The sequence below is a fragment of the Acinetobacter sp. GXMZU3951 genome, assembly GCF_054457875.1.
The window spans coordinates 138,520-163,912 of record NZ_JBTLFO010000005.1 but is presented as its reverse complement, the minus strand read 5'-3'; the positions used below and the strand labels follow the sequence as shown (position 1 = coordinate 163,912).

The window sequence follows — 25,393 nt, the reverse complement described above, 5'->3', positions numbered from 1 at the left end:
CTTGTGAATAAAGCGTGAATTTCAATGGAGCTGAGCAGCACTGCAACAGTATGCTTCAACCCTTTGAACATTTTTTAGCTTTATTCAATATAAATTTAAGCGATTTAGGCTTTTCACCCATTTTTTAATAGGATTGCAATGCAGCAAAAAGGCTGGTTTTACCAGCCTTGGAGGATTGTTAATTGCCTCGGTAGGTCGAGTAGCCATAAGGACTTAACAATAAGGGAATGTGGTAGTGGCTGACACTGCCATCCACTTTAAAGATGACGGGAACTTCTGGGAAAAAAGTACTCTGATTATTCTTTTTGAACCAGTCTCCTGTTTTAAACGTGACCTTATAAACCCCTTGTGCTAATGGCTGATTTTCAGGAAAAAGTGCCGCAATACGACCATTCGCTCCCGTAAATTGCTGATTCAGCTTCACCCAGTGATTACCTGAATTCTTTTCCAGCACCACCTCAACATCGGCCGAAGGTAAACCGTTTTCTAGATTTAGCACATGCACACTTAATGGGTTATTTTGTGCAAACGCCATTGATGCCAATAACAAAGTGGAAAGGGGTAAAAATTTCTTAAACATGATGGAATCCTTAATGGTTAAAACTAGACTGAATGGCTGCTTCAGCGCAATACTGGTCATTTTTGGCACCTCCTGCGCCCGCAACGCCAATTGCACCGACCACCTGATTTTCATAACGCACCGGCAAGCCGCCACCTAACAACAGTAAATCTGACACGGTGGTTAAATTTTTTGCATCACTGTTTTCATGGGCATTTTGACTTAACAACAAGGTTGCTGTTTTGGTTGATAAAGCGGTATAGGCTTTCTTTTCAGCCGCGCCCAAATTATGAGGACCCACAGTTTCATGCCTACTCGCCATCAAGGTATTTCCTCCCCGATCAACCACCACCACAGCAATGTTGTGCTGTATTTTTTGACAAGCTACCACCGCAGCATCTACTAAGGTTTGTGCGGCTTTAGAATCGAGTGAATAAACTTGATTCAATTGAATGGTTTGTGCAAAAGTACTGCTACTCATCAGCATTACTGTTAAAACAAGCCCTGTAAGTTTGTTCATCATGATTGCCCTGAATTAAGTTTTAAAAAATCTTATACAACCTGAATGATTTCAAGCATGACAATCACATTACAAAGTTGTCATCTTCAAAATGAGTCTGAGCAAAATGTGTATTCTGATTATCGAAGATGAAGTGAAGATCGCCTCATATCTGGTGAAGGGCTTAAATGAATCTGGCTATGCGGCTGAATGTGTTCATTCAGGACTCGAAGGCTTGGAGAAACTCAAGATGCAACCTTATACCTTGGTCATACTCGATGTGATGCTGCCCGATATTGATGGCTGGGCAGTGTTAAAAGTATTGCGTCAATTTTCCCAAATACCTGTGATTTTTCTCACCGCCAAAGACCAGATTATTGACAGAGTCAAAGGTCTGGAACTGGGTGCCGACGACTATCTGGCCAAGCCTTTTTCTTATATTGAGTTACTCGCACGCATTAAAAGTCTGTTGAGACGGCAACAGTATGTGCAGGAAAATGAGTTATGGATCGGCAACTTAAAAATGGACTTAATCCATCATAAAGTTTGGCGGAATGAGCAGTTAATTGAACTCAGTAAAAAGGAATTTAGTTTATTGCGCTTTATGCTACAGCACCCAAATGAAATTATTACGCGCAGGCAAATTGCTTCCGAAGTTTGGCATATCAATTTTGATACCGATACGAATTTTATTGATGTGGCGGTACGCCGCTTACGCAGTAAAATTGATGAGGGGCATGAGATAAAACTCATTCATACTGTTCGTGGCCTAGGCTATAAAATTTCGGTTGAAGCCTAATGTTCAAGCGCCTTCGCTCTTTAGAACTCCGATTAACACTATTGGTCACATGGTGTGCTGCCATGGTGTTGTGTGCTGTAGCTTTTATGACCTATCTGGGTATTAACCAAATTTTAATTGCCCAGCAAGATCGGGCTTTGGTTGAACGGATTGAGCGGCTAGAAATTTTGCTACAAGACAGTCGCAATATCGAACAGATTATTGCTCGCCCGAAGCTGTATCAAAACATGTTGGGAAATCAGGATAATTTGTTTTTATTGATTCAGGCCGACCAGATTCTGATTAATATCAATCCACTTGGCATTCCGCTGCCCGAATTTACCCATCAGCCCCAGATTCAATTCCGTGATTTATCGGCTCATGCTTACCCGACCCGTATTGCGTGGAAAACCATTCAAATCAATCAGCAACCCTATGTGTTAATTGCAGGCAAACAGTGGTCTGAACGTTTAGCCATTATCTCACCTTTTCAAAAGCGTCTTTTCCTCTATGTGTTTACAGGCATCTTGGCCATTTTCATACTCTGTGCCATAGCTAGCCGTCTAGGATTGAAGGCTTTAAGAACCCTGCGCGAGCAAACCCATGCCATTAATATTCAGCAACTTGAGCAGCGACTCAATCTGATCCATCCGCCTCAAGAGATTGAACAGCTGGCATCCGATATCAACGCCATGCTTGACCGTATTGAAATGGGATATAGCCAACTGAATCGTTTCTCTGAAGACATTGCGCATGAATTTAGAACCCCACTGAATAATTTAATTGGGCAAACCGAAATTTTACTCATGAGTGAACGCAGTCCCGCACAGTATCAGGAACTCTTGATTTCCAACTTGGAGGATTACCAACGTTTAAAAAGAATGATTGACAGTATGTTATTTCTTGCCCGCGCAGATGCGCATAAAGTTCGCTTAAACAAACAGAAAATTCAGCTCCAATCCTTTATAGAACATATGTGCAGTATTTTTGAATATCAAGCTGAAGAACAGGACTGCCATTTTGTGTTCAGGCTGGAAGCGACTGAACTCTGGGCAGATCCAGAACTGTTACAACAAGCCCTGTATAATCTGATATCAAATGCACTGATCCACTGCGGCAATCACCGAAGCATTTATGTGGTAAGCCAACGAAAGATGATCAATCACATGCATATGATTGGATTATCTGTGATCACCAGTGGCATAGAGATTGCCCCTGAGCATTTACCGCATATCTTTGAGCGCTTTTATCAGTGCAATTCCAGCAGACAAAACCCTCACCAAACGGGTGGTTTAGGGCTGTCGATTGTGGCATCCATTCTGACACTTCATCAGGGGACGTATCAGGCAGTCAATAGTGCAGAAGGCGTATGTTTTGAACTAATATTCCCAGACGTGTGATCCGAATTTGTCCTTATTTCATCTCGTTTTTGGAATCACTCTGAATTTTCCCATCTACTAGATTAATAGTTCGGTCACAGGTTGCCGATAATCTGGGATCATGCGTGACCAGCAATACAGCACAGTCATGTTCACGATGTACTTTGCGAAATAATTCAAACATTTCCGCGGCAGTTTGAGTGTCCAGATTGCCTGTCGGTTCATCGGCCAACAATAGTGCAGGCTTGGTTATCAGCGCTCGAGCTATCGCCACACGCTGCTGCTGTCCGCCTGAAAGCTCATTCGGTTTACGATCCGCAAATTTTTCCAACCCTACTGCGGCCAATAATTCATGGGCATATTGCAGTGCAGATTGATCTGGCTTGCCTTGCTTCAGCATTAACGGCATCAGGACATTATTTAAAGCAGTAAATGCCTGTATAAGATGATGGAACTGAAACACAAAACCGATGCTACTCCCCCGCAGCGCAGTCCGTCTGACATCATCCATACCGCTTGTGGCCTGACCGAGCAAGTACAACTCACCATTGCTGGGCTGATCCAAGAGTCCTAGAATATTCAATAAAGTACTTTTTCCTGAACCTGAAGGACCAATCAATGCGGCAAAATCATTACGCTCAATACATAAATCAATCCCGTGCAGCACCTCCACTTCATTGGCTTGCCCAACGTTATAGGACTTTCGTAATGCTTCTAAACGCAGCACTTCCTGAGACTGATCAGACATGACGAATTGCCTCCACAGGGTCTAATGCAGCAGCTCGACGTGATGGGACTGCCGCAGCCAACACACCTGTCAATGTCGCCAACAATATTGCCAAAAGGATGAGCTGGATTGATATTGAAATATGAAACAAACGTGGACCAAACTGATTAAATACCCAGACTAAACCACAACTGACCACACTCCCTAAAATCGAACCGAGCAGCCCAAAAATTGCCCCTTGAAACAAGAACACTCTTAAAATCTGCGATTGGGTCGCCCCCGTCGCACGTAAAATCCCAATTTCCCGCGTGCGTTGCACCACGCTTACCGACATCACACTGGCAATGCCAAAAGCGACTGAAATCGCAACAAAAACGATAATCATATTGGTCGATAGACTCTGAGCGGTAATCGCATTCATGAGTTGGGCATTGGTTTCAATCCAGCTTTCAGCTTTTAATCCCGTCAGGCGTCCGACTTGAGCTGCGATTTGATCGGCCTGAAAAATATCTTGGATCGTCAGATCAATTACGGTCACGCCACCTGGTAAATTGAGTAAAGATTGCGCCTGTTTCAAATCGAGATAAACATAACGGGCATCCAATTCACGCACGCCCAGTTCAAATATTCCCGAGATATTCACCACGGCATTTTTCTGTTGCCCAGTATCTAGCCTTAATTTGCTCCCGACTTGTACCCCCAAATCTTTAGCCAATTGGCGACCAATTAATACATTATCCGCACTCACCTGTAATTGACCACTCAGCATATATTGCTTTAACGGAATAATCCGTTGATAACGCTCCAAATTAATACCGACCAAGGCGACGGATTCAATTGCATCACCACGCTGTACAAATGCAGGACCAGAAACCACAGGAGAAACAGCCGTCAATACCGGTAACTGATCTAAAGTTTCCGTAATTTGTTGCCAATTGTTAATCGAGCGTAAGCGCTGCGCCCGTTTATCTTCTTGTAACAACTGAAGTGTTCCAGCTGCGGGCGGCACAATCTGGTTCACCTCATCTGGTGAGAGCAAGCGAATATGTGCCTGTGTGCCTAAAGTCCGTTCCACAATATTCGATTGTAAACCATGAATTAACGCGCTAATGAACACAATCACCGCGACCCCAACGGCAACACCGACTGTGATCATAACGGACTGTGCACGACCCTCTCGCAAAAAACTGATTGCGATGGTCCACTCTGTCCAAAGTCGCCCAAAAAAGTTTTTCAATCGAATTTCACCGGTAATTCATTTTTGCTATCTGTCTGATCCGCTTGATGCTGCAATCCACGTTGCTTTTGCTCTACGCGGACACGGGTGCCATCTTTAAGTGCTGATTCTGCATCGGCAAGGACTTGATCACCTTCTTTTAATCCAGCTACAACTTCGGACATGACCAAACCACGCAATCCTAGTGTGATAGAATGACGCTGAATTTTTCCATCTCTTACCAAAATAACCATGGCCTTTTTTCCACTGATACTGCTTAAAGCATCATTTGGAATAACCAAGGTTCGCTCACGCTTATTGGTTTCAACGTTGACCGATACCGTCATGTCTTGACGCAAAAAATCAGGGACTGGATCCACTGTTAATCGGACGTCGACTGTGCCACGTTGAGCATCAATACTCGGGGCAATAAAGTTAATCTGCGCAGGAAAAGCTTGATCTGGATAGGCATCCGCTATCACTGTCGCTTTTTGTTGTAAAGCCAGCAACGGTAAATTGCGTTCATCAAAGGGTACTCGAATTTCGGTTGCACCATCCAGCGCAATGGTGAAAAGGGTCTGGCTAGGTTGTACCAGATCTCCGGGCTCAACATTACGGGTTAAAATTGTACCTGAGACTTCAGCACGAATTTTAGTCTTAGCAAGTTGCGCTTGTAATGCGGCTAGTCGTTCACGCAGCATAGTCTCTTCAGCTTGCCCCGGAGCCAGTGCAGCAACTTTTAAGCGAGCCAATTCCAAATTATTATGAGCGAGTCTTTCTGCCTCTATCGATTTCTCTCTTTCCTCAGCAGATAATATGCCTAATTCGGTATTCCTTCTCCGCGCCGCTTCCCGCTCAGCTTGTTGTAACTGCACTTTAGCATTCGCCAAATCAACTTCCGCTTGTGGGCGTCTACTGGTCGCAAGTTCGGTCAATTCTGCTTCTGCTTGTCGTACCTGGGCTGCAATTTCATCCGATTTGAGTAGCAAAAGCAGATCCCCACGGGAAACCCGATCTCCTTCTTGAACCAACCGCTCAAGGACCACCCCTGTAATTTCACTCCCAATTTGAGCCCGAGATACCGTTTCGACCCGTCCTGAAGCAACTACCGTCTGAACCAGTGGACTAGATACAACCTCATAACCAGATAACAATGGCCCCTGCCACCAGCGATATGTAGCAAAACTGACGACTAAAACCAGTAGCATGATCACAATCAGAGACTTATAGCGGGTAATGTGCAATTGCATTCTCAACTCAATTTTTAAAAAGAACACTACATTCGGTTAAATGTAGCCTTTGTGTCGATTTATCGTGTCTATAATGTCTTTAAGCCGATTGGCTCCTTCACTATTTTTCCTAATTTGATTGTATGTTTAAAGCATGCACCACGAAAATAAAAGCTGAACCCCGTTGATCTTGTGATTTATGATGCGCTTTTTAGTGCAATGACTTTACTCATTATTCTTTCTGAATTTTATTCTAGCTATATTATGGTCAAACACCAATCTTTTGCTTTATCTTTTGCAAAGCTGTCTTAGTTTTCCTAAACATAGTCTGGATTTATTTTTTCTTTCATCCACATTATTTAATAAAAGTATTCGATACCAATGCAAGATTACACCATCAGCAATCACGCTTTTGATTCATTTTCCTAGCATGAGTAAACTTTGGAACATGAATTCTAGTCGCATTCTCCTCTCCAATTTTTAAAGGTGCTTATAGAAAAATAAGCACCTTCTCTTATTCTATTTTATAATTTTTATACCCTTAATTTTACCCTGTTCCACCCCTATCTCTTACTCCTTAAAAATCAGGATGTTTCAGCCTTACTTTTAAGTTTAAGTCGTTATACAGCGAGATTTAGGCGATTTCCGTCTGTCCCACCTGATGATAGGCACGATTAAAATAAACTAAACTTTGATCTTGCTCACTCTGTTGAATGGCCACAATACGACAGATAAAAATCGTGTGTGTACCCACTTCCTGAATTTGATCAATCTCACAATCAAAATTCACCAAAGCATCCTTTAACACTGGTGCGCCGGTTTCTAGCTCAGTCCAAATGCCATATTGAAAGCGTTCTTCTGAACTCAGTTTAGAGGCAAATACATTCGAAATTTCCTCATGCTGTGCACCCAACACATTCACGGTTAAAATCTTATTCTCGACAAAATGCTCATGTGACCGCGATGCTTTATTCATGCAAACCAATAGGGTCGGTGGCGTATCGGTAACGCTACACACAGCAGATGCAGTGAAACCATGACGATCAGACATGCCTGCCGTAGTCACAACACTCACTGCGCTGGTTAACGAAGACATTGCATTTCTAAAGTCTGTTGCTTCAATCATCATCTTGTTCCTAAATTAAGTCCTAACTTGTGTTTTAGATTGAGTTCACTGTGTGATTCGGTTACATCTGCATATGATCTGGATGTACGCTAAGTAGAATATTGTCTTACTTCCAATTAAAGCGAGGATCAGCTCTCGTAGAATTAAAAAACCATCCAATCCGAAAGCTGACCCTTAAATCATACGAGCGCTTAGTACCCCGTTAGCTCTTTGCGCACGATTTCTGCACCTGCACTTAAGGCATTCAGTTTACCGCGTGCCACTTCACGTGCCAAAGGTGCCATACCACAGTTGGTTGAAGGATAAAGCTTATCCGCATCAACAAATTGGAGGGCTTTACGCAAAGTATTGGCTACTTCTTCCGGTGTTTCAATGCTATTGGTTGCGACATCAATCGCGCCGACCATGACTTTTTTACCACGAATCAGTTCAATTAGATCCATTGGCACACGCGAGTTTTGACATTCAAGTGAAACAATGTCGATTTTAGACTGTTGTAATTTCGGAAACGCTTCTTCGTATTGGCGCCATTCTGAACCTAAAGTCTTTTTCCAATCGGTATTGGCCTTAATGCCGTAACCGTAGCAAATATGCACTGCCGTTTCACACTTCAAGCCATCAAGTGCGCGTTCTAAGGTTGCCACACCCCAGTCATTCACTTCATCAAAGAACACATTAAATGCAGGTTCATCAAACTGAATGATGTCTACACCAGCAGCTTCTAATTCGAGTGCTTCTTGGTTCAAGATTTTGGCAAATTCCCAAGCCAGTTTTTCACGGCTTTTGTAATGACCATCATACAGGGTATCAATCATGGTCATCGGGCCTGGTAGTGCCCATTTAATCGGTTGAGTCGTTTGGCTACGTAAAAACTTAGCATCTTCCACAAACACAGGTTTTTGACGCGATACTGCACCTACCACAGAAGGCACGCTCGCATCATAGCGATTACGGATACGAACTGTTTCACGCTTCTGAAAATCCACACCATCAAGATGTTCAATAAACGTCGTTACGAAATGTTGGCGAGTCTGTTCACCATCACTGACAATATCAATGCCTGCATGTTGCTGTTCTTGCAATGACAAACGTAAAGCATCTTGTTTGCCATCAAGCAGTTGCTCACCTTCGAGTTTCCACGGCGACCAAAGTTTTTCAGGTTCTGCCAACCAAGAGGGTTTCGGTAAGCTGCCAGCGGTAGATGTTGGTAATAAAATTGCCATTTTAAATCTTCTATCTCTATGTTCTATTTGGGGTAAATTAAGCAGCGTTACGCTCTACGTTATAATTGGCAGCCCATTGCTCAAGAATATCTTGATAAGGCTTAATAAAATTTTCTTCCGTCCATTTACCTTGTTTGACTGCGAGCTGACCACGTTCAATTCGGTCATAGACAATTCGCGTTAATGAGTAATCTGGGTACTCGAGACTGGCTTGATAAACTTGCGCCGCTGCTGAATTTGCATTGTAAATTTCAGGACGATAAATCTTTTGGAAAGTTTCCATGGTGCTAATCGCACTGATCAGTTCAAAATCGGTGTAATCACGCAGTAAATCCCCCGCAAAATAGAATGCTAAAGGTGCAACGCTGCCTTTGGGCATAAAGAAGCGAACCTGCAAGCCCATTTTGTGGAAATATTCATCGGTACGCGAGTACTGATCTTGCTTATACTCAACACCTAAAATCGGATGTTCATTGGTGGTGCGGTGATAAGTACGCGCTGTTGAAACACTCAAGCAAATTACAGGCTGTTGATTAAACTCCGCCTTAAACGTGTCTGAGTTCACCAAATATTGATAAAGCTTACCGTGTAAATCCCCAAAACCTTCGGGTGCATATGAAGTTGAGTTGTCTTTATTATGCTCTTTCAGGACTACGCTAAAATCATAGTCACGGACATAAGATGAAAAGCTGTTGCCAATCATGCCTTCAATACGCTGATTGGTGTGATGATCGGTAATGGTGCTTTTCAGCATCTCAATGATTGGGAAAGATTGACCATTACCTTCAATATCTAAATCAGCAGAAATAATATCAATTTCAAGTGAATAGCGATCGCCTTTCGGATTGTCTGATTGGGCTAAAGCATTGAAACGATTATTAATCATTCGAAGCGTATTACGTAGGTTCTGCTCACGGCTTTCACCACGCGCTAAGTTGGCAAAGTTAGTGGTTAGACGTGTGCTATCTGCTGGCTGATAGTTTTCATCAAAACGAATACGTTTGATTGAACATGCAAACTTTTTACTCATGGTGATGGTCATCCTAATTTTGAGAAATTATCTAAATTGCTTGAATGGTGTAATTTATACCGCAATCTCAACATGAATAAAAATGATTTAGTCTCATCTAAAAGTGAGTGAAATTCATGTTTATAGATTTTGTTATCTGCCGGATAACGATGAGCTGAATAAATTCAGGCAAGTGTATCCTGAGCCCAGTACCATATCTAAGTTGCAATTCAGCAGATTAAGTTAAGCAATAGAATTGTTTTGGATTAAAATTATATATCGAAATAAATACGCGCTCGACACTCGTAGATGGCATTTAAATCATGCCAAACTACATCTTAGGCGCTTGATTAATCGAAATTAAATCATTGATAAAAATATTATTTTCATAAGAAAAGAATTAAAAAGCAATCATTCCATCCCATGATCCCAAAAACAGCAAGTACAGATCATGTGATGACTCCAGCAATACTAAATACGTTGTCTTGTAACAAGCTGGAAGATAAAACCAGTATAAAAAGTATGGAATTGAAACCGCAAAAACGTTCAGAAATACAATTGCTAAATGATTGGATCAGCATCGACAAAGTGCCGTTGAAATTAAGCTGCATTGCATTCACTTATAAGGCGATAAACTGAACATAAGTTAATTTTAAAGTGAAATAAAGAAATCCATGCGAGCTTCACCCTCTTAATCTACTCAATCAGGTCGATCACTCCTAAGCTAAGTTGGCTCGGAAATTGGAATGAATAAGTAAAGTGATAAACTTTAAATCGGTGCTCATTAAAGCCCTCCACTAGAGATATAGCGTTAATAAGCGCCCTAAATAATCCTTTATAATACTGAGCATGCATTCAGATAACAGCACATCGGATTTTAACTTTTTCCGCCTGAAACTGAACTCAGTGTTCTTAGCAACTATCTCATTAATAAAAATGCTTAGGCTATTTTGCTATCAATGATCCCCATCGCCTTTAACTGCACTAATTCATGCTCTGCTTTAAATTCCGAAAGTACAGACATTGTATGCTCGCCTAATTGAGGTGGAGCATGATGATATTCCACTGGTGTTTCTGATAATTTAATCGGAGAACCAATCATCTGAAACTCAGCATTAAGTGGATGTGGAAGATTCACAAGCATATCCCGATGTTCAAGCTGCGGCTCTTGTAATGCTTCTGCCACTGAGTTAATCAGACCCACAGGCACTTTTACAGCATGAATCACATTCACCCACTGTTCTGCACTGTTCTGTAAAAAATGTGCAGATAACAATTCAATCAATACTTCACGATGGCGTACTCGATCCTGATTGCGAGTAAAACGTCCATCATCCAACAGAGCGGTATAACCAATCGCAATACACAGATCTTTAAACTGTTTATCATTGCCACATGCCACAATAAACTCTTTATCTTTGGCCTGAAAAGCCTGATAAGGCACAATATTTGGATGGCTATTACCCATACGTTGCGGAGATACCCCAGTCGTGAGGTAATTCATACCCTGATTGGCCAAACCTGCGACCTGTACATCCAATAATGATAAATCAATATGTTGACCTCGCCCAATCTGCTGACGTGCCAATAGCGCAGCCTGAATGGCAATGGTGGCATATAAACCGGTTTGTAGGTCAACGACAGCCACACCAACTTTTTGTGCCCCCTGCCCTAGACCTTCTTTCTCGCCGGTAATACTCATCAAACCCGACATTCCTTGGATAATAAAATCGTAACCCGGTTCACTAGCGCGTGGTCCTGTTTGCCCAAAACCCGTAATTGAGCAATACACCAGATTTGGATTAATGCCACTTAAAGTCTCATAATCCAATCCATACTTTTGCAATGAACCTGCTTTATAGTTTTCAATCAGCACATCTGCAGTTTGTACCATTTGATGCAGTAAGGCCTGACCTTCTTGTCGGGTAATATCAATCGCAACCGAATACTTATTTCGATTTGCAGCAAGAAAATATCCTGATTCATGCGTAGCTTGACCTGCTTGATCCAGCATCCATGGTGGTCCCCACATGCGGGTATCATCTCCACACTGTGGACGCTCGATTTTAATGACCTCAGCACCTAGGTCTGCCAGAATCTGCCCGCACCAAGGTCCTGCCAAGACCCGGCTTAAATCCAAGACGCGAATTCCCTTTAATGCACCCATGTTTACCCCTTAATTACATCTCGAATTTTGCTTTTCAGTTTTTTAAGACAAACTCACTTGCAAGATGCCCTCACGAGTATCCTGACTTTAAGCAAAATAAATTGTTGATACGGATTTGAATTAGAACGCTGCGATGCCTGTTTGCGCACGCCCCAAAATTAAGGCATGAATGTCATGTGTACCTTCATAGGTATTCACCACTTCCAAGTTAACCAAATGACGTGCAACTCCAAATTCATCACTAATGCCATTGCCGCCCATCATGTCACGCGCTAAACGGGCAATATCCAAAGCTTTCCCACAATTATTACGTTTGATGAGTGAAGTGCCTTCAACTGAAGCAATGCCGTCATCTTTCATCCGGCCAAAACGTAAGGCAATTTGTAAACCCAGAGCAATTTCGGTTTGCATGTCGGCAAGTTTCTTTTGGATCAACTGATTTGCAGCCAAAGGACGACCAAACTGTTTACGGTCCATTGTGTATTGATGCGCAGTATGCCAACAGAATTCTGCTGCGCCCATTGCCCCCCACGCAATACCGTAACGCGCACTATTCAGACACGTAAAAGGCCCTTTTAGACCACGTACCTCTGGAAAAGCATTTTCTTCTGGCACGAAAACATTATCCATCACAATTTCACCCGTAATGGAAGCTCGTAAACCGACTTTGCCATGAATCGCCGGGGCTGAAAGCCCTTCCCAACCTTTTTCTAAAATGAACCCCCGAATATCACCGACATTACCTTCGGCTGAAACTTCTTTGGCCCAAACCACAAAAACATCTGCAATTGGACTGTTGGTAATCCACATTTTGGCACCAGATAAACGATAACCACCGTCCACTTTTTTTGCACGGGTAATCATGCTGCCTGGATCAGAACCATGGTCGGGCTCGGTTAAACCAAAACAACCGATATATTCACCAGTAGCTAATTTGGGCAAGTATTTCTGCTTTTGCTCTTCTGTGCCAAATTCGTGAATCGGCACCATCACCAGCGAACTCTGTACACTGGCCATAGAACGGTAACCCGAATCAACATATTCAATTTCACGTGCAACCAGTCCGTAACTCACATAGTTTAGGCCCGCACCACCATACTGTTCTGGAATCGTTGGTCCAAGTAAGCCCAGCTCACCCATTTCACGAAAAATTGTCGGATCGGTTTTTTCATGGCGAAACTGTTCCAGCACACGCGGCTGCAATTTATCCTGACAATAGGCATGGGCAGTATCACGAATCATACGCTCCTCTTCAGTCAATTGCTGCTCAAGTAAAAATGGATCTTGCCATTTAAACTGCGTTTTAACCGTTTTTTTCGAGTTCACCATTTGATTCATTGCATCCTCTGCGCTGTTTTTTATCTAAATTGATGCTATGACTGAATCCGAATTAATTCAAACGAATAATTTGCATGCAGATATGCGGAATATGCATATCTTGATCCAACTGGCAAAATTAAATAAATTTGGATAGATTGCTATAGATGCTTCTAGGAGATTTTCCTTATAATTCGCACACAAGAATTTATGCATTTTTAAAATATTAAACTTGTCTGGTTGGTTTAAATGAGAAGAAAAATCCCCTCGATTCAAAACTTGATTTGTTTCGAGTCTGCCGCAAAACATGCAAGTTATACACATGCGGCGCAAGAGCTGGCGATGACGCAAAGTGCGGTATCGCGTCAAATCCAACAACTCGAGGAGTTTTTACAGACCCAACTGTTCTCTCGCACTCGACATGGCATGGCACTGACGGTTGCAGGCTCTCAATACTATGCCTCCATTAAACCTTACCTAGTCGGTTTAGAAAAAGTTACCCAAGAAGTTATCTCTCATAAAGGTTTAGCTGGCACGCTTAAATTAGGGGTTGTTCCGACCTTTGCAACACGATGGTTATTACCCAAACTACATCACTTTAATTCATGCTACCCAGAAATTACCATTCACTTAGAAACCAGCACCAAGCCCTTTCTTTTTAGCGAACATATATTTGATGCTGCAATTTACGCTGGAACACAGCAGCAAATTGAACACTGGCCAGGCACTCAGGCTCATTTATTAATGCACGAAGATGTGGTGGCTGTCTGCGCACCTTCACTGATTCAGCAATACTTTCCCGATGCCCAGCCCTGCAACTATGACACCTATAACCTGCTGCCAGAACAAATTGCACAATTACCATTATTGCAACAGACAACTCGCCCCACTATTTGGCAGGAATGGTTTCAGGCGCATCAAGTCCATCAACCTAAAGCCGATGAAGGACAACGCCATGAGTTATTTTCCATGCTCGCTGTAGCCGCTTCTCACGCCATGGGCGTTGCTTTGATTCCGCAAATGCTCATTGAACAAGAACTGAAAAATCAAACCTTGGTCATCGCCAACAATAGCCCACTACACAGCCACCGTTCCTATTATTTGGTTCACTCTAGTCAAGAACCATCACCCATTCTGCAAAAATTTGTTGATTGGATAAAAGATGAAGTACAGTCCATCTCCATCATGAATGCCGTTACTCCCCCAATAAGATAATACGAGGATGCTATGCAAAAACTAGTGGTGTTTTCAGGTGCAGGAATGAGTGCCGAAAGTGGTATTCAAACCTTCCGTGATCATGATGGACTCTGGGAAAATTATAAGATCGAAGAGGTCGCTACACCTGAAGCTTGGACACGCAATCCTGAACTGGTTCAAGATTTTTATAATCAGCGTCGTAAGCACATTTTACAAGCCCAACCGAATCACGCCCATCAGTTAATTGCTCAATTACAGCAGCACTATCATGTCAATGTCATTACACAAAACATTGATGACTTGCATGAACGCGCAGGTAATGACAATGTCTTACACTTGCATGGCAATATTCGCTATGCCAAGAGCTCTGGACCCAATGCAGAATATGCAAAGGAACTTTATCCAATAGAGGGCTGGCAGTTAAACTTAACAACAGATCTTTGTCCTGCTGGTTACCCGCTTCGTCCTCATGTGGTCTGGTTTGGAGAGGCTGTACCCGCGTATGCCGAAGCTCAAGCAATTGTGCAACAAGCGGATATTTTTATTGTGATTGGTTCTAGCCTAGAAGTTTATCCTGTAGCGGGTTTAGTACATGAAATTCCATCTGCATGTACCGCATATTATATTGACCCTAAAGCACATCGACAAAGTATGCCGCAACAGTATCAGCTCATTGCCAAAACCGCGACTGAAGGCATGCAACAACTATTCAATTTACTGACTCGGTAAATTGAAATAGCTCGGAATAATGCTAGATTATTCCGAGCTATTTCATACTTGAGCTATACACCGTATTGCTGTTTTAAATATTTCACAATCTGGGCTGATTCAAACATTTTTACTTGGGTATTCGGATCCACCAAATACGGCACTTGAATATCACGCCCCATCACAGCCATCACTTTTTCACGCTTACCATCTTTAATCGGGATGTATTTTCCTGGCTTTAAACGCAATACCGCAGGACCCATATCTTGCCAGCGCTCTTTAGCCACATTATGAAATATAAATGGAAGTTCAAGTTCAGTCAGGACACTACGTACAATTCGCGTAAATGGACTCGCTTCAAAGCCCCATAATTCCAGTAACTGTTCCGGAGTTTCTCGATTGGTAACCTGCGGATTGATCCAAATGCCGCGTGCACCATTAATCAAAGTCCCAGCAAATGCCACGACTGGTAATTTCGGATAGTGCGCAAATTTTTTCGGTGTTTTCCCTGTACGGCCATAATGTTTAAACAAATGATGGATAATCTCCTGAGACTCATACATTTGTGATGAAGTATTTTCATCAATCAAAAAAGGAAACTGTGCTTTTCCACCTAACTGTTTCACCAAGTTGCGATATTTTGTCCCCCCTTTCGGGCAAGGATAAACTTCATAATCCAGATTAAGCAGTGTTAACACTTCTCGCACACGGCGACAAAATGGTGAACCCTCAAACTCATAGAGCTTTAATGCTTTCTCAGGTTGTTGAGGAAAAGCTGTACCTGATACCCCACGCCCACCTTCAGTCAAAGAAGATGCCAAAGACTGAATGACTTTAATTTGATGGTTCACCATAATTTATCCTTATTTTATAATTCAATCAGTTTATCTTTCGAGATAACAATACCATTGTTATCCGCATAAATATAATCGCCTGACTGAATGGTCACACCACCAAAATAAAGTGGAATATCAGTTTCGCCTATGCCCTTACGATTACTTTTTTGTGGAATTGCAGCCAATGCATGTACTCCGAGATCCAATTCAGCAATCGCATCCACATCGCGTACACAACCATAAATAACGACCCCATTCCAATGGTTGTTTACAGCCGATTCTGCAATTAAATCCCCCATTAAGGCACAGCGCATGGAAGCCCCACCATCCACCACAAGGACTTTACCCGTACCATCTGTAGCCAATAACTCTTTTACTCGCGAGTTATCTTCAAAGCATTTGACTGTCACCACCTGACCACCAAAGCTTTTGCGTGCACCATAGCTTTTAAAGAATTTTCCATCCATCGATGGCGTAACCACCTGAAGCTCTTTTTCAGGATGATCATCAAGCAAATCACAAGTTACAAAAGGTACTGCTGCCACGTTTTTCTCCATTTATTTAGCTTGTTGTATGCGTAAATTATCATAAATTTCAAACTTTTCAGTTTGAGTTTGCGCTGCCACGACCATAGTATGAGCCACTTGTTCAGCTGTCACTGGCTTATATTTAAAAGAATTGGGAACTAAATGAGACACCTTCTGATATAAACGCTGTGTTGCCCCTTCTAACAACCGCTGTTCAGATCGCTCCCCCAGTAATAATGAGGGTTGTAAAATTGAGGTCTTATATAAAGCCAACTCGCGAATATGCTGTTCTAACTCGCCTTTCACCCGATTATAGAAAATCGGTGACTTGACGCTCGCCCCCAATGCACTCACCAATAGGTAGTGAATCTCCATTTCCTCCAGCAAATCTGCAAAATGGGCATTGATCTCATAGTCAATATTGTAAAATTTTGCTTTTGAACCCGCTTTTTTCATGGTTGTACCCAAACAACTAAAAGCATGGCTATGACCATCGACGTCTTCATCATTTAAGAGTAGAAAGTCATCCAATACGAATTGATGAACTTTATCCATCTGACTCAACTGCACATCATAATGCCGAACCACAGCAGTAATTTGCTCGCAACTACTTAATTCATTTAATTGTTTGATTAAAGCTCTACCGACTAAACCTGTTGCGCCAATCACGATGGCCTTTTGAATCGAATTTATCATTTTTTGATCATTCTCCGTTGTTTAACAGTAATCTAACGTTTTCTTTAACATTTTTCTGCATCTAAAATGTTGTCAAAGCATGTCAAGACTTGACTTCGTGGTCATGTTTAATCAAAATATGGCACTTGTTTACGGGCTGGTGATAGTTCTACTGATGTTGGTTTTCAGTATGAATTTCAGCCCGCCCAGACCAATCTAATTCAAGGAGTGCACGAGTGGCAAACTCTGCTCAAGCAAAAAAACGTGCTCGTCAAAACGTTAAAGCACGTAAACACAACGCAAGCTTGCGTTCTATGGTTCGTACTTACATCAAACGCACAGTAGCTGCTATTGCTGCTGGTGACCATGCTGTCGCTACAGAAGCTTACAAAAAAGCTGTTCCTGTAATCGACCGTATGGCTGATAAAGGTATCATCCATAAGAACAAAGCTGCTCGTCATAAGAGCCGTTTAAATACACAAGTTAAAGCATTAGCTAACTAATTTGTTGTATTAAAAAAAGCCCTTTCGGGCTTTTTTTATATCTGCGATTTCGATCTTTTCTTTCTCCTCGCAATCATGAACAAACAAAATAAAAAAAGCCCCTTCACTTTAATGAAAGAGCCTTCACCTAATTAATGTACAAGCAAGAGCAAATTCTTAGGCTTTAAATAAGACAATATCAAATTGTTGTTCGGCAATAACATGGTCCACTTCTGATTTGCACCATTAGTACAGTTATAACGAATAAGATCAGCACGATTGTCCACCAGATAGCCTTTATTCAAATCAAAACACTGAGTGCCTTGGCGGATGGATTGTGTATCTGCGGCCATCGTCCAAACTTGACTGCTTAACTGTGTTGAACAACTCGCCAATGTAATTTTATTACCACCACCATTACTGGTTAAGCATTGGCCAATCGCCAATTTACTGTGAATACGCCCCAAAGCATCGAGAATCCACTGTTCCGAATCATCCGCGGTGCAACCAGTTTGACCACTGATATATGGATTATATTGACCATTCGCCAATTTCTCGACTTTTAAACAATTCGTTCTATTCAATAAAACACTTTGTTCCTTATATAAAGTCGATGTTTCCATGCCCAACTGTGTAATAAACTCTGCTAATGCTGCTTTGGCTGCACTATTTTGAGCGGTTAAATCTTTTGCATAAACATTCATCCAACGATTGAGTCGGTAAATTTTTTGCTGTTGGCTTTCATATAGCACCAAGACCTGTTGTGCAGCAGCAGAGAGTCCTGTTGGGTTATTGGCATAAGAGTCATATAACAATTGTGCATTTGGCGATAAGACCACAACCGACTTACCCGCCTGAGATAAGAGTTCCTGTTCAAGCACAGGTAACTCAATTTTAGCTAATGCCGTATAAGCATGATCCCGCCCTATTTGAACCGCAGATCGGATTTCATCTGTATATGTAGGGATATCAATACTCGATAAAAGCTTTTCTGCTTCATGGGCTTTTTTACAATACAAATCGACACGTCGTGGCTGATCTGAGATTGCTAGATTAACATGTAGCTTATTGGCGGTACTATTGACAGCATCCATTCGGTTCGGTGCCAAAGCTACTGTTTTATTTCCGCCTACATCATAAGAAACATTTAGCCAACATGCTGCGTCAGAACTATTCGATTGATTTTCTGGGAGTTGAAATACATTACCCCAGTTACTTCGCGCAGCAGGATATAACAAACTCACCTGATTGACTGGGTCATATCCTCCCAAAATCGTATATACAGGAACCCCGAAGAGGCGTGGTTTTAAATAGTTTCCATCAGCACGGTTATACCAGACGCGTGTTGAACTTGGTACTCGTGGTTGTACCACTTCCATTTTGCGGGTAGTGGCATTCCATTGAGTATAACCAGTAACCGAATTAGCATCCCACATGGTGCGATTAAAGTGTGGTTGTATCTTTAATGAGGTACTGTAGCCCGTGTAGTGTGTAAAACGCGAGATTGAACTAGCAGAAGAGCCTCCTGCCATTGCATCCCAACCGTAAGGATATAACTGCTGGAAGTTAGGAACACCATTACTTCCATCCCCTAGACTTGTTGATCTCCAGTTGAGATTTCCGCGCATCTTATTACGGAATGCAATATATCCCCAACCACTGTCAGCATGATGCGCAGACCAAAAGTAATTGGTAGCTTGACCTTCTGCGGTCACAGACCCAGGGTAATGACCCAAACCATAATGATGGCCAATTTCATGGCTAAACTCATTACCAACAGAATCAATCAGTGTCAGCATGCCATTGCCACCACTTAAGCCATGGGTTTGATCCCCGTTGCTATACTGACCACGAGCATGATGCACAATCACACTTTCAGTTAACTGAGGTTGCTCTTGACTTGCCATTGAGGCACTGGTTACCCCCCAATTTGCCAAGTTTATGCCAACGCTGAACGTCGATTTAGCGACATTTTCACGCATATCACCCGAATACACCCCGCCTTCTACAACACTATGGGTATCGTAAATTGAACCATTCGCGACCATGACTCGATTAAGCTTCATATCATCGTATTTAGCCACGATCATTTCGGCAGCAGGAATGGTTTGAAAATAGTCTGTTCCGGCTTTTTCAGGCTCCAATAGCATATAGTGCCCAGTCGACACTGGTGGGTCCGTAAGCAAGCCTAATCGGATATTATTTAAAACCAAAACGCCAGGCGGCGCAAAGTCAATCGATGTTTCTAGCAATTCGCCAATTCGACCATTTTGATCCGTAATTTTAAGTTTGAGTCCTGACTTAACTTCATTCCAATTTAACTTGGTTGACCATGCGCGTTTACTGTAAAGCACCTGTGGGCGCTGATCTTGATTGCTTTGATCAGAAAGTGGAATTTGTGATGGATCATCAAGTTTGACTCGACGGACCAATAAACCATCTTGATAAATTTCAAGTTCAAGCTGTTGAATATCTGCCATCTCAGCAGTAGGCGTGACCAACAGTAAAGCTTCTCGCTCCGCAGTCAAACGGGGCATTTTTTTTGCCTCATTTCCATTCGGGTCGACCACATGCGCCTGACCAAACTGAATCATCGCCTGTAACGATCCCGTTAAATCGGAACGGATTTCACGTGTTGATGCGCTAGAGTCATAATCATAAAAACCCAATGTCTCATCAGCAACCACATCTTTTGTTGGCTCTGGATAAAGCGGTTGAGCTGGCTTTGTTTCGCTCAATCCATCCCCATTGCTGCCTTCTCCAGAACCGCCACCACAACCAGACAACAAAATTGCCGTTATGCACAAACTCAATGCATGCAATCTGTAATACATCACGTTTTTCAACAATATCCCCAATTATTAGAAAGAAAATAATATAAAATGACAAATAATCTATAAAATCATAGATTTAAAATTAATTATATACTTTTCACTTAATTGAAGGATAAGAGTTTTAAACCTGAGTCACCACGCAAGTGATTGCACCCAATGTAAATGAGAAAAGAATCTCAGAACGTTTTTTTAATGGTGCTGTTTGAATTGTCGAATATTGAGCTCGTGAAGTTCACCACGCCAAATCCATTTTAGTTTTGAATCTAAAAATTCATCCCCCTCAAACCAAACAAATAAGCCTTCCATCATCTGCGGCCAATCTTCTTGGGTAATCACATTCCGCCCTGAGATTACCGCAATAATCGCGGCAATGATCGTATCATGACTAACCGCTAGACTCAGGCCATTCTGTTGCTGTGGATGCGTGTTATAAATTAATTCCAAGACATCAACCACACCATGAATCGGATGCTTCATGCCTGGCAAAGCATTATTCACAAAGCTATTAATAAAGCCTAAAGCCCCTTGTTCACGAAAATAAGGACCTGCCTGCTTTATATCCAACACAAAACTACCTGGCTCAACCAATAAGCCCTGCTGGACAATTTCAATATGATGGGTATTAGTTTGCGTACTCATAGCATCTGCACCCTGAATCATCAGAGCCGCAGTGTCTACACAACGTTGTATAGGGCTTGAAATACAGTGCTGAATAATACGATCCGTCTGACCAATAAGATGTGCCCCCCAAGCTTGTGCCAAATCACGACCTTGCGAAGTCAACTGCAAGTCATAGCCAGCCAAACCCTGTCCGCTAACAATTTCCCGAATAGAATGCCGAGTAAATAAAGTGACGGGAGTGCTTGTATCTGGCAATAAATCAATTGCTTTAAGCATGCTGCGCGGGAGTCGTTCTAATGCCATGATATCTTCATATTTTTTTGTGTTTACACTGTACTATTCTAACCTTTTTGTTTAATGCCTGCTCAACATTCTTGCAAGCGCCGTCAAAGCCAGCTGCTTCATTTCACGGTTACGAAAAGCAATAAATCCCCCATTTAAAAGACTGTCCCGCTGATTATATAAAAATGGACGTCCTTTAAAATCTACCAATCCACCACCAATCCGCTCAAGCAAGCATTGCCCTGCACTGGTATCCCACTCACTGGTTGGATGAAAGCGCGGGTAAATATCAACTTTGTGTTCGAGCATCATACAGAACTTATACGCACTGCCTGCCTTAAACACCGTATAAGTCGTCATATTTTCCAGCACCTGCAAATACTCATGGTATTGGCCTTTTTGTTGCGAACTTTGACTTAAGCCGACTTGCACAGGTCCTGTTTGATTAGGTTCTGCACAATATTCAAACCATTGCTGTGTTGGTATGTCAAACTTTAAAGGCATACCTTGCCGTGGACAAATATACATCGTTTGTTCACCCGGGATCGCCAATATCGCAAAGACCGTTTCAGCATGCTCAACCAAACTTAAATTAATCGTAAATTCTGGACGCTTATGCAGAAATTCTTTGGTGCCATCCAATGGATCAAGCAGCCAGAAGTTTTGCCATTGTTGACGCGAGGCATAATCCCCCTCTTCGGATAACAATGGAATATCTGCACTATATTGTGCCAAGCTTTCTGTAATAAATTGATTAGCCCTGAAATCGGCTTGTGTCACCGGAGAATCGTCATGTTTATGTTCAATATTAAAATTTTCACCAGAACAATACTGTTCGAATTCTTGGCGTAAAATTTCACATGCTTGCGTCATAATTGGCACAAGCTGCAAAATCATATCATCGTGGGGGGCTTGGGTTTTTATAAACATAATCTGCTCTTCATACACTGATCCATCAATTTCACGCACTCTTAAGGGGCTTCGACTCATCCATTAAACGGTATGAAATGATCAATATTTTCTTTTATCTTACGCCTAGTTACATTAAATTGCATCGCTAGTTTGTAATACACTTTAGTCCTAATACCCTTAAATAACAGCAAGAAGTTAATAAATAGTCCATCATCATTCTTGCTGCTAATTACAAAGGAGTACATTCATCCTGAAACGAATTTCAAAAATGTGCTTATACTTAGGCTAATTACCATGAATTTTATGATCCAAACAGGAAAGGATCACTCAATACCTTATTTAAAATCAATCATCTAAAATCTTTTCTCGCGACAATCTTGCCATCGCTTCTTAAAATATAGATTGACCAGCCGCGTCATTCCCTGTGCATTATGTGGATGGACTAAAGTTGTTCAATATTCACCTACTCAGATTTAACCATATGATGACACAGTGCAAATAGCACTCATATCGTAGCCATAGGTGTTAAATCTGCACAATTTAAATATTAACAATAAATTAGGATATTCATCACGGACAAAGCAGTATGCCTGCTTCCAGACACAACATTCAGACAAGCAATGCATCTCCCGTATCAAAACACTTTCTGAACAATTTCAAATGATTCCTACAAGTTCTTTGTTGTATAGTAGGCCGATATAGTTCGAAGCTTCGTCCTATATCCTTTGCAACTTCAGCTTCTTGCTCCTCTGTTATATCAGGATTTTTTAATGGCTAAACCAATTGTGATATTCGATATGGATGGCACATTACTTGATCTCGCCTATGATGATCTTATCTGGAACCAATTACTGCCCCTTCGTTATGCAGAAACGCATCAATGCGACATACAACAAAGTCAAAATATTTTATTTCAGTTCTACCAAGAACATAGCCATACACTGAATTGGTATTCATCCCGCTTTTGGTCTGCAAAAGTTGGAGTGGATGTATTGGCCTTACAACAAGAACACCAACACAAAGTCAGTTTACGTGCTGGATGTATTGAGCTCTTAGAATATTTAAAATTAAATCAATACCCTTGCTGGCTTGCCACCAATGCCGATTGCGCCAGCCTGAAATTCAAATTAGAACAAACAGGGATTGCTCCATATTTTGATGTGATTGTAAGCAGCGAGACCATTGGTCATGCGAAAGAATTTCCAGCATTTTGGGAAAAGCTGCATCAGCTGCATCCATTCAATATTTCTCAAGCGTATTTTATTGATGATACGGAGAAAGTTTTACGTGGCGCACAAAAATTCGGCTTACAGCATTTAATTAGCATACAACAGCCCTCATCTATAGGATTAGTCCGTGACGAATCCGATTTCCCAATGTTAAAACATCTCACGGATTTAATTCCGCTCATCGAACAAGCCGAGGAACACAAGCAATATGCCTAAAGCAGAGCAACACTTACCTGCTGAAACCATGCGTATCGACAAATGGCTATGGGCTGCACGTTTTTTTAAAACACGCAGTATAGCGAAGTCCGCGATTGAAGGAGGCAAAGTCCATTTTGATGGTGAACGTGTCAAAGTTTCAAAAGAAGTCCGTATTGGTATGGAACTCACCATTCAACAAGGCTTTGAAAAGAAAACCGTGATTATCAAAGCCATTTCTGGTGTACGCGGACCTGCACCTATTGCACAACAACTCTATGAAGAAACCGAAGTCAGTATCGCAAAAAGAGAATTGCTTGCTTCGCAAAGAAAGTTGCATAATCTAGCTCGTCCTGATCATCGACCTTCGAAGAAAGATCGTCGACAAATCAGTAAATTTAAACAAGAAAATGATCAACAATTTGACCAACATTGGTCTTATAATGATGATTAAATTAGTCGCGTCATGTTGTGTCGCACTAGATACAACAGGCATAGAATAACAGGAATAATTCTGTCACTATACTGAAGTGGAAAACGTTTGTAATGCAATACATCCACTTTAGTTAAAAATTAAGTGACATAGTTTTGAGGTTGTGAGATGGATGAGAATAAAAGCAAGGCGCTAAACGCTGCCCTAAGCCAAATTGAAAAACAATTTGGTAAAAATACAGTCATGCGCCTTGGTGACAATACCGTGCAAGCTGTTGAAGCGGTTTCAACAGGTTCTTTAACACTCGATATTGCACTAGGTATCGGCGGTTTACCAAAGGGTCGTATTGTTGAAATTTACGGTCCAGAATCCTCTGGTAAAACCACCATGACTTTACAAGCCATTGCACAATGCCAAAAAGCAGGTGGAACCTGTGCCTTTATTGATGCCGAGCATGCACTCGACCCTCAATATGCACGCAAGCTTGGGGTCGATATCGATAACCTACTCGTATCTCAACCTGACAACGGTGAGCAAGCACTTGAAATTGCCGACATGCTGGTTCGCTCTGGCGCAATCGACCTTATCGTAGTCGACTCTGTGGCTGCACTTACGCCACGTGCCGAGATTGAAGGTGAAATGGGTGACTCACACATGGGCTTACAGGCTCGTTTAATGAGTCAGGCACTGCGTAAAATTACAGGTAATGCAAAACGCTCAAACTGTATGGTGATCTTCATTAACCAAATCCGTATGAAGATTGGCGTGATGTTCGGTAGCCCAGAAACCACGACTGGTGGTAATGCATTAAAATTCTATGCATCTGTACGTCTGGATATTCGTCGTGTAGGTCAAGTCAAAGAAGGCGACGAAATTATTGGTTCAGAAACCAAAGTAAAAGTTGTTAAAAACAAAATGGCACCTCCATTTAAAGAAGCACTCTTCCAGATTCTTTATGGCAAAGGTGTGAATCAGCTAGGCGAGTTGGTCGATCTTGCCGTTCAGCAAGACATCATCCAAAAAGCTGGTGCATGGTACTCGTATCAAGGCAACAAAATTGGTCAAGGTAAGAACAACGTGATCCGCCATCTTGAAGAGAATCCGCAATTGTCTCAAGAAGTTGAACGTATTATCCGCGACCAATTATTAACCACAGGTAATGTCGCTGTAGAGGAAAAAGAGGAAGAAGAACCTGATTTACTACTTGATGCTTAAGCCATTAGGTACTCTACA

Annotated in this window: 24 protein-coding genes; 8 read left to right on the top strand and 16 right to left on the bottom strand. The window is 41.9% G+C overall.

Going from position 1 to position 25,393, the window contains the following annotated elements; all coding sequences use genetic code 11:
• Positions 1 to 178: 178 nt before the first annotated feature.
• Together uraH and ACX17N_RS09880 are read right to left on the bottom strand one after the other, a co-directional pair.
• Positions 179 to 580 (bottom strand): hydroxyisourate hydrolase, encoded by a 402-nt coding sequence (gene uraH / locus ACX17N_RS09885; protein WP_458892401.1) that lies wholly within the window; start codon positions 578 to 580, stop codon positions 179 to 181.
• A gap of 10 nt (positions 581 to 590) precedes the next feature.
• Entirely contained in the window at positions 591 to 1,079 is a 489-nt protein-coding gene (locus ACX17N_RS09880; protein ID WP_458892475.1) for a GlcG/HbpS family heme-binding protein, read from the bottom strand.
• 106 nt (positions 1,080 to 1,185) lie between these two features.
• On the opposite strand from ACX17N_RS09880, the gene ACX17N_RS09875 reads away from it, so the two are divergent.
• Together ACX17N_RS09875 and ACX17N_RS09870 are read left to right on the top strand one after the other, a co-directional pair.
• A complete protein-coding gene (locus ACX17N_RS09875) occupies positions 1,186 to 1,857 on the top strand; it encodes a heavy metal response regulator transcription factor (RefSeq protein WP_458892400.1) in 672 nt (223 codons plus the stop codon).
• Positions 1,857 to 3,236 (top strand): heavy metal sensor histidine kinase, encoded by a 1,380-nt coding sequence (locus ACX17N_RS09870; RefSeq protein ID WP_458892399.1) that lies wholly within the window; start codon positions 1,857 to 1,859, stop codon positions 3,234 to 3,236. The genes ACX17N_RS09875 and ACX17N_RS09870 overlap by 1 nt, the downstream gene beginning before the upstream one ends.
• A 13-nt stretch (positions 3,237 to 3,249) precedes the next feature.
• Here the strand turns inward: ACX17N_RS09870 and ACX17N_RS09865 are convergent, their stop codons facing one another.
• The 8 genes from ACX17N_RS09865 to ACX17N_RS09830 all read right to left on the bottom strand — a co-directional run bounded on the left by ACX17N_RS09865 (position 3,250) and on the right by ACX17N_RS09830 (position 13,250).
• A complete protein-coding gene (locus ACX17N_RS09865) occupies positions 3,250 to 3,963 on the bottom strand; it encodes an ABC transporter ATP-binding protein (protein WP_458892398.1) in 714 nt (237 codons plus the stop codon).
• Complete coding sequence (locus ACX17N_RS09860) at positions 3,956 to 5,179, bottom strand: ABC transporter permease (protein WP_458892397.1); 1,224 nt, start codon at positions 5,177 to 5,179, stop codon at positions 3,956 to 3,958. The genes ACX17N_RS09865 and ACX17N_RS09860 overlap by 8 nt, the downstream gene beginning before the upstream one ends.
• On the bottom strand, positions 5,176 to 6,402 hold the full coding sequence (locus tag ACX17N_RS09855) for an efflux RND transporter periplasmic adaptor subunit (protein WP_458892474.1): 1,227 nt from the start codon (positions 6,400 to 6,402) through the stop codon (positions 5,176 to 5,178). Before ACX17N_RS09855 ends, ACX17N_RS09860 begins: the two co-directional genes overlap by 4 nt.
• A 619-nt stretch (positions 6,403 to 7,021) precedes the next feature.
• A complete protein-coding gene (locus ACX17N_RS09850) occupies positions 7,022 to 7,513 on the bottom strand; it encodes a flavin reductase (protein WP_458892473.1) in 492 nt (163 codons plus the stop codon).
• A gap of 191 nt (positions 7,514 to 7,704) precedes the next feature.
• Positions 7,705 to 8,736 (bottom strand): methionine synthase, encoded by a 1,032-nt coding sequence (locus ACX17N_RS09845; RefSeq protein ID WP_458892396.1) that lies wholly within the window; start codon positions 8,734 to 8,736, stop codon positions 7,705 to 7,707.
• Between the two features lie 37 nt (positions 8,737 to 8,773).
• On the bottom strand, positions 8,774 to 9,766 hold the full coding sequence (locus ACX17N_RS09840; RefSeq protein ID WP_458892395.1) for a DUF1852 domain-containing protein: 993 nt from the start codon (positions 9,764 to 9,766) through the stop codon (positions 8,774 to 8,776).
• A gap of 919 nt (positions 9,767 to 10,685) precedes the next feature.
• Positions 10,686 to 11,912, bottom strand: a complete 1,227-nt coding sequence (locus ACX17N_RS09835; RefSeq protein ID WP_458892394.1) for a CaiB/BaiF CoA transferase family protein — start codon at positions 11,910 to 11,912, stop codon at positions 10,686 to 10,688.
• A gap of 120 nt (positions 11,913 to 12,032) precedes the next feature.
• Positions 12,033 to 13,250, bottom strand: coding sequence for an acyl-CoA dehydrogenase (locus tag ACX17N_RS09830; RefSeq protein ID WP_458892393.1), 1,218 nt, complete (start codon positions 13,248 to 13,250; stop codon positions 12,033 to 12,035).
• Between the two features lie 228 nt (positions 13,251 to 13,478).
• Here ACX17N_RS09830 and ACX17N_RS09825 point away from each other — a divergent pair, with 228 nt between their 5' ends.
• Together ACX17N_RS09825 and ACX17N_RS09820 are read left to right on the top strand one after the other, a co-directional pair.
• Positions 13,479 to 14,444, top strand: coding sequence for a LysR family transcriptional regulator (locus tag ACX17N_RS09825; RefSeq protein WP_458892392.1), 966 nt, complete (start codon positions 13,479 to 13,481; stop codon positions 14,442 to 14,444).
• 12 nt (positions 14,445 to 14,456) lie between these two features.
• Complete coding sequence (locus ACX17N_RS09820; protein ID WP_458892391.1) at positions 14,457 to 15,155, top strand: SIR2 family NAD-dependent protein deacylase; 699 nt, start codon at positions 14,457 to 14,459, stop codon at positions 15,153 to 15,155.
• Between the two features lie 53 nt (positions 15,156 to 15,208).
• Here ACX17N_RS09820 and ACX17N_RS09815 read toward each other — a convergent pair whose 3' ends face one another.
• Genes ACX17N_RS09815 through ACX17N_RS09805 form a run of 3 tightly spaced genes read right to left on the bottom strand, consistent with a single transcriptional unit; the run spans position 15,209 to position 17,193 of the window.
• Entirely contained in the window at positions 15,209 to 15,991 is a 783-nt protein-coding gene (locus tag ACX17N_RS09815; RefSeq protein WP_458892472.1) for a glutathione S-transferase N-terminal domain-containing protein, read from the bottom strand.
• Between the two features lie 11 nt (positions 15,992 to 16,002).
• Positions 16,003 to 16,515, bottom strand: a complete 513-nt coding sequence (gene rraA / locus ACX17N_RS09810; protein WP_458892390.1) for a ribonuclease E activity regulator RraA — start codon at positions 16,513 to 16,515, stop codon at positions 16,003 to 16,005.
• Between the two features lie 12 nt (positions 16,516 to 16,527).
• Positions 16,528 to 17,193 (bottom strand): NAD-dependent epimerase/dehydratase family protein, encoded by a 666-nt coding sequence (locus tag ACX17N_RS09805; protein ID WP_458892389.1) that lies wholly within the window; start codon positions 17,191 to 17,193, stop codon positions 16,528 to 16,530.
• Positions 17,194 to 17,408: 215 nt separating this feature from the next.
• Between ACX17N_RS09805 and rpsT the strand changes: the two genes are divergently transcribed.
• Entirely contained in the window at positions 17,409 to 17,675 is a 267-nt protein-coding gene (gene rpsT, locus ACX17N_RS09800) for a 30S ribosomal protein S20 (RefSeq protein WP_458892388.1), read from the top strand.
• Between the two features lie 131 nt (positions 17,676 to 17,806).
• On the opposite strand, the gene ACX17N_RS09795 is transcribed toward rpsT, so the two are convergent.
• The 3 genes from ACX17N_RS09795 to ACX17N_RS09785 all read right to left on the bottom strand — a co-directional run bounded on the left by ACX17N_RS09795 (position 17,807) and on the right by ACX17N_RS09785 (position 22,321).
• Positions 17,807 to 20,488, bottom strand: a complete 2,682-nt coding sequence (locus tag ACX17N_RS09795) for a M66 family metalloprotease (protein ID WP_458892387.1) — start codon at positions 20,486 to 20,488, stop codon at positions 17,807 to 17,809.
• 189 nt (positions 20,489 to 20,677) lie between these two features.
• A complete protein-coding gene (locus ACX17N_RS09790) occupies positions 20,678 to 21,412 on the bottom strand; it encodes a phosphoglycerate mutase family protein (protein WP_458892386.1) in 735 nt (244 codons plus the stop codon).
• Positions 21,413 to 21,463: 51 nt separating this feature from the next.
• Complete coding sequence (locus tag ACX17N_RS09785) at positions 21,464 to 22,321, bottom strand: 3'(2'),5'-bisphosphate nucleotidase CysQ family protein (protein ID WP_458892385.1); 858 nt, start codon at positions 22,319 to 22,321, stop codon at positions 21,464 to 21,466.
• A gap of 752 nt (positions 22,322 to 23,073) precedes the next feature.
• On the opposite strand from ACX17N_RS09785, the gene ACX17N_RS09780 reads away from it, so the two are divergent.
• The 3 genes from ACX17N_RS09780 to recA all read left to right on the top strand — a co-directional run bounded on the left by ACX17N_RS09780 (position 23,074) and on the right by recA (position 25,375).
• Positions 23,074 to 23,748 carry an HAD-IA family hydrolase gene (locus ACX17N_RS09780; RefSeq protein ID WP_458892384.1) on the top strand — a complete coding sequence of 225 codons (675 nt, stop codon included), beginning with the start codon at positions 23,074 to 23,076 and terminating at the stop codon, positions 23,746 to 23,748.
• Complete coding sequence (locus tag ACX17N_RS09775; RefSeq protein WP_458892383.1) at positions 23,741 to 24,181, top strand: RNA-binding S4 domain-containing protein; 441 nt, start codon at positions 23,741 to 23,743, stop codon at positions 24,179 to 24,181. The genes ACX17N_RS09780 and ACX17N_RS09775 overlap by 8 nt, the downstream gene beginning before the upstream one ends.
• Before the next feature lie 147 nt (positions 24,182 to 24,328).
• Positions 24,329 to 25,375 (top strand): recombinase RecA, encoded by a 1,047-nt coding sequence (gene recA, locus ACX17N_RS09770; RefSeq protein ID WP_458892382.1) that lies wholly within the window; start codon positions 24,329 to 24,331, stop codon positions 25,373 to 25,375.
• Positions 25,376 to 25,393 lie beyond the last annotated feature (18 nt).